The following is a 5,338-nucleotide window of genomic DNA, read 5'->3' as shown; positions in this document are numbered from 1 at the left end:
CTCGATCCTCATCGACGAGGCCCGCACGCCGCTCATCATCTCCGGCCCGGCCGACGGGTCGAGCAAGTGGTACGCCGAGTTCGCCCGCATCGCCCCCCTCCTCGAGGAGGGGACGCACTACGAGGTCGACCGCAAGAAGCGGACGATCGGGGTGTCCGAGCTGGGTGTCGAGTTCGTCGAGGACCAGCTCGGGATCGACAACCTGTACGAGGCCGCCAACTCGCCACTGGTGAGCTACCTGAACAACTCCATCAAGGCCAAGGAGCTGTTCGCCAAGGACAAGGACTACATCGTCCGCGACGGCGAGGTGATCATCGTCGACGAGTTCACCGGCCGCGTGCTGGACGGTCGCCGCTACAACGAGGGCATGCACCAGGCCATCGAGGCCAAGGAGAGGGTCGAGATCAAGGCGGAGAACCAGACCCTCGCCACCATCACGCTCCAGAACTACTTCCGGCTCTACGAGAAGCTGGCCGGCATGACGGGCACCGCCGAGACCGAGGCGGCCGAGCTGTACCAGATCTACAAGCTCGAGGTCATGCCCATCCCGACCAACCGGCCCATGGCGCGCGAGGACCAGGGCGACCTCATCTACAAGACCGAGGAGTCCAAGTTCAGCGCCGTCGTCGAGGACATCGCCGAGCGGGTCGAGAAGAAGCAGCCGGTGCTCGTGGGCACCGCCTCCGTCGAGCGCAGTGAGCACCTCTCCAAGCTGCTCACCCGCAAGGGCATCAAGCACCACGTGCTCAACGCCAAGTTCCACGCGTCCGAGGCGCAGATCATCGCCCAGGCCGGGCGGCCGGGCGCGGTCACGGTGGCGACCAACATGGCGGGACGTGGCACCGACATCGTGCTGGGTGGCAACCCGGACATCATCGCGGACCTCAACCTCCGCGAGCGCGGGCTCACCCCGGTGGACACGCCGGAGGAGTACGAGGAGGCGTGGGACGTCGAGATCGAGCGGATGCGCACGCTCACCAAGGAGGAGGGGGAGCGCGTGCGCGAGGCCGGCGGGCTCTACGTCCTCGGCACCGAGCGGCACGATTCCCGGCGCATCGACAACCAGCTCCGCGGCCGGTCGGGGCGTCAGGGTGACCCGGGCGAGTCCCGCTTCTACCTCTCCCTGGGCGACGAGTTGATGCGACGGTTCAACGGCGCGGCGGTCGAGGCGATCATGAACCGCCTCAACCTGCCGGACGACGTGCCGATCGAGGCGGGGATGGTCTCGCGGGCGGTGAAGAACGCGCAGACGCAGGTCGAGTCGCAGAACTTCGAGATCCGCAAGGACGTCCTCAAGTACGACGAGGTGATGAACCAGCAGCGGACCGTCATCTACGGCGAGCGCAAGCGGATCCTCGAGGGCGAGGACATCACCGACCAGGTCGAGTCGATGATCTACCAGGTCGTCAGCGCGTACATCGACGGGGCGACCGCCGAGGGGTACGTCGAGGACTGGGACCTGGACAAGCTGTGGGACGCCCTGCAGCAGCTCTACCCGGTCTCCATCACGGCCCAGGAGGTCGTGGACGGCGACGAGTACGGCGCACCCGGCGACCTGTCCGCCAAGAACCTCAAGGACGCGGTTCTCGACGACGTCTTTGCCCGGTACGACGACCGGGAGGCCGAGATCGAGGGCATCGGCGGCGAGGGCGCCATGCGGCAGCTCGAGCGCTCCATCATGCTCCAGGTCCTGGACCGCAAGTGGCGCGAGCACCTCTACGAGATGGACTACCTCAAGGAGGGCATCGGCCTGCGGGCGATGGCCCAGCGCGACCCGCTGGTCGAGTACCAGCGCGAGGGCTACGACATGTTCGCGGCGATGATGGACGGGGTGCGCGAGGAGACCGTCGCGTTCCTGTTCAACGTCAAGGTCGAGGCCACCCCACAGCAGAAGGCGATGGCGGCCCCCTCCGCGGCGCAGGCGGCGGCGCTGGCCGGCGCCAATCCCATCCTGCGGGCCGCGGGCACCGGTCGCGACGTCACCGACGATCAGATGCAGTTCTCGGGCCCGTCGGAGACAGGGGAGGCGCAACTCATCGACGAGGGGGCGCCGGCCAACCGTGCCGAGCGTCGCTCCCAGGAGCGCCAGGAGCGGCTCGAGCGGCGCGAGCGCGCGGCGAGGATCGCGGCCCGGGGGCGCAAGGACTGACGGCCGGAGGGCCTAGACCAACCGGAGGGCCGTGCAGGTCGCGCTCTTCTCGGTGACCCGGATGCGGGCCGCGACTGCGAACAGTCGCGGCCCGCGTGCGTAGGTCGCGCACACCTCGTACTCGGCTGCCGCCCGGCCCGACTCCGGCGCGTCGGGGGTTCCGGCGGCGGCATCGGCGGCATGGATGTGGATGCGGTGGACCCTGGCCGGTCCGAGTTGTTGCCCGGGGACGCCGACCCGGGCCAGGGTCCGGAGCATCTCGACGAGGTGCGGAGGGAACGCCCCCCGGGTGTGGTGAGGGGCCCGCTGCCGGTCGACGACCTCGAGGGCCATGAGCACCAGGGCGTGGGCCGCACGGCGTGCCGGCACGGGTACCCGGTGGTCCGCCGCCGGTTCTGGGCGTGGGTCCGGGGCGGTCACGGCGTCACCGTCCCGGACGCCCGGTCGGGGCTCCGTGCACGGCAGGGGGAGCACGCCGACGTCCTCGGGGGGCGTCCGCCCGGGTGGCTCGACGCGGCAGGTCGACGGTGGTGACACGGGTGTCGGGGCCATGTGCAGTTCAACTCCCTCCCGCGATGACCGGGTCCGGTCTCGCGTCCTCTACCCCCTACGACGGGCCGGGTCGCGTCCCGGTTCCACCTCCGCTACTGCGCTGTCGCCGGACGTTGCCTAGGCTGTCCCCATGCGAGGACTGATAGTCGACTACTTCGGGGTGCTGGACGGCACGGATGAGGACCGCGAGAGTTGGCGGGACATCCTCACCGGCGCGCGGGCCAACGATGTCCGGATGGCGGTCCTCAGCAACGAGCCCGAGGGGCCGGGAGCCGATCGCGTGCGCGAGGACGCGCTGGCGTACGGGATCGATCACGTGGTGCTCAGCGGCGTGATCGGGGTGGAGAAGCCCGAGCCGGAGGCGTTCCTCGAGGCCGCGAGGCGGCTCGAGCTCGAACCCCGGGAGTGCGTGATGGTCGACGACGCCATCGAGAACGTCCTCGGTGCCGTGCAGACCGGCATGATCGGGGTCTTCTACCAGGTCTTCGACCGTGCGGCCGTGGAGATCCGGGGACTCCTCGGGCTGGACGAGGGGGTCTGACCCGTGGCGACCAGGCTGGCGACCGCCGACGCGGACCTCCTCCTCGGCGACGCGGCCCGATCCCGGAGTCGCCACTCCTGCTCCCTGGCGCTCGTCTCCCGCGGCGAACCGTGGGACATCGACCGCGTCATGGAGTTCGTCGATGCGAAGCTCGCCGACGCCCCCAGGTTCCGGCAGCGCATCCGCTACGTGCCGTTCGGGCTCGCGCGGGCGGTCTGGGTCGACGATCCGGACTTCGATCTCAGCTTCCACGTGCGGCGTTCCGCCCTGCCGGCCCCCGGCGGGATGCGGCAGCTCGCGGACCTGGTGGCCAGGTTGGTCGACCGCCCGCTCGAGGCCGGGCGCCCGCTGTGGGAGCTGTACCTGATCGAAGGCCTGGCCGACGGGCGGCTCGCCATCCTCACCAAGACCCATCACGTGCTCCTCGGCGGGCCCAACGCCGTCGACCTCGCGCAGGTGCTCATGACCGACGAGCAGACGGGGTCCGGCGTGAACGAGGTCGCCACGTGGACCCCCGTCCCGTCGCCCGGGGACGGCGTGCTCGTCCTGGACGCGCTCATCACGATCGCCACCGATCCCCTGGAACTGGTCCGGCGCTCGGCGCGGTTGGTCAACGCGGTCGAACGCGCGACCCGCGGGTTGGTCGGCGCGGCGAGTCTCAGCGTCCTGCGCCCGCCCGGTGGGCTGGCGGAGATGTTCCGGACCTCCCGGCCGCGGGGTAGCCGGGTGGGGTTGGCCTCGTTCCCGCTCTCCGAGGCGCGGGCGATAGCCAGGGCGCACGACTGCAAGGTCAACGACGTGGTCCTGGCGGTCCTGTGCGGGGCGCTGCGGTCCTGGATCCTGTCGTGCGGCCATCCGCTGACCACGTCGGACACCCTGCGCGCCATCGTCCCGATGGCCGTCACCGCCGAGTCGGCCGCGTCGGAGTCCGAGGGGTCGGGCTCCGCGGCGGGAGCGACGTCGGCGGAGATCGCCTCCGCCCTCATCGGGATGCCGGTGGGAGAGCCCAACCCGCGCATGCGACTGGCGCAGATCTCCCGCGAGACGGCCACCCAGCGTCATCCGCGGGAGGCCGTGGGTGCCAAGTCGCTGGCGCTGCTGTCCGGATTCGCCCCGCCCACCCTTCACGCGCTGGGGTCCCGCGCGGCGATCATGTTGCCGTCGGACAGCTACGACCTGGTGGTGACCAACGCACCCGGACCACAGCACACGATGTTCTGGGGCGACGGGGAGCTGATCGAGGTCTACCCCATCCCGGCGCTCCTCGACGGCCAGGCGCTGGCGGTGTCGATGAGCAGCTACTCGGGGACCGTGTACTGCGGTTTCACGTCCGACCGTCAGGCGGTCCCGGACGTGGAGGAGATCGGCGAACTCATCTCGTCCGCGTTGGACGAGCTCGCGGGCACCGTCCGCTGACCGTCACCGACCACCGAGGAAGGCACCACCATGCGCTTGTTCATCCCCGCCACGCTGTCCATGCTCGAGACGCTGCTCGAGGGCGGGGAGATGCCCGTCCGGAGCGCGACCGCGTTCGCGGCCACGCCGGCGCTCGTCGAGTCGTACGCACAGGGTGACGCGGAGGAGATCGCGCACGTCGCCTTCCTCGAGGCGGCGCGCGCGTCGCTGCGTCTCCTGGGGGGCGAGATCGACTCCGGAGCCGCGCACGGGGCGCATCCCTACCGCCGGGTGGTGGTGAGCGTGGACGTCCCCGACGCGGAGGCGGAGCCGCGGCCGGACCTGGACACGGCGGTCGTGAGGCTGACCCGGGGGACGGTGTCGATGGAGGAGGTCGCCGCCGTCCACGTGGACCTCGCCGGGGCGGTCGACCTCGTCAGGGACGCGGTCGAGGCGGTGGACCGCGCCGATCTGGGGGACGAGGACGCGGAGCTCACGGTGGGTGACGCCCTGGACATGGAACTCGCCTGGTACGACGCGGTGGAACTGCCGTTCCTCCTCACCCTGCTCTGAGCGGCCGGGGCGCGGGGCGGAGAGCGGGATCACGCCGAACCGGTGCCCGGGGACGGCCAACCTACGCTACCGTAGGTTGTTCCGGCGGTGCCGACCCGATCCCCGGGTCGTGCGTGGGCCGGTCCCGA

At 70.8% G+C, this 5,338-nt stretch carries 5 protein-coding genes; 4 read left to right on the top strand and 1 reads right to left on the bottom strand.

Translation table 11 applies throughout. From position 1 onward, the window contains the following. The coding region (gene secA, locus B4M60_RS01535; RefSeq protein ID WP_291079623.1) for a preprotein translocase subunit SecA at positions 1 to 2,149 on the top strand (2,149 nt) is incomplete at its 5' end. A 12-nt stretch (positions 2,150 to 2,161) separates the two neighbouring features. Here secA and B4M60_RS01530 read toward each other — a convergent pair. Then, positions 2,162 to 2,518 (bottom strand): Rv3235 family protein, encoded by a 357-nt coding sequence (locus B4M60_RS01530; protein WP_349679603.1) that lies wholly within the window; start codon positions 2,516 to 2,518, stop codon positions 2,162 to 2,164. Between the two features lie 313 nt (positions 2,519 to 2,831). Between B4M60_RS01530 and B4M60_RS01525 the strand changes: the two genes are divergently transcribed. From B4M60_RS01525 to B4M60_RS01515, 3 genes are read left to right on the top strand one after another with little or no spacing between them, the layout of a single operon-like run. Then, a complete protein-coding gene (locus B4M60_RS01525; RefSeq protein WP_291079619.1) occupies positions 2,832 to 3,242 on the top strand; it encodes an HAD family hydrolase in 411 nt (136 codons plus the stop codon). Positions 3,243 to 3,245: 3 nt separating this feature from the next. Beyond that, the gene (locus B4M60_RS01520) at positions 3,246 to 4,658 is read left to right on the top strand and encodes a wax ester/triacylglycerol synthase family O-acyltransferase (RefSeq protein ID WP_291079617.1); all 1,413 of its coding nucleotides are present in this window, start codon (positions 3,246 to 3,248) and stop codon (positions 4,656 to 4,658) included. Between the two features lie 30 nt (positions 4,659 to 4,688). Further along, on the top strand, positions 4,689 to 5,210 hold the full coding sequence (locus tag B4M60_RS01515) for a DUF6912 family protein (protein ID WP_291079615.1): 522 nt from the start codon (positions 4,689 to 4,691) through the stop codon (positions 5,208 to 5,210). Positions 5,211 to 5,338 lie beyond the last annotated feature (128 nt).

The sequence above is a fragment of the Dietzia sp. UBA5065 genome (genome assembly GCA_002415925.1).
Taxonomy (GTDB): domain Bacteria; phylum Actinomycetota; class Actinomycetes; order Mycobacteriales; family Mycobacteriaceae; genus Dietzia.
This window is presented reverse-complemented; position numbering and strand designations above follow the sequence as displayed.

Coding starts and splice junctions, on each gene's coding strand:
- B4M60_RS01525 (WP_291079619.1), top strand. CDS start 2,832: ATGCGAGGACTGATAGTCGACTACTTCGGGGTGCTGGACGGCACGGAT.
- B4M60_RS01515 (WP_291079615.1), top strand. CDS start 4,689: ATGCGCTTGTTCATCCCCGCCACGCTGTCCATGCTCGAGACGCTGCTC.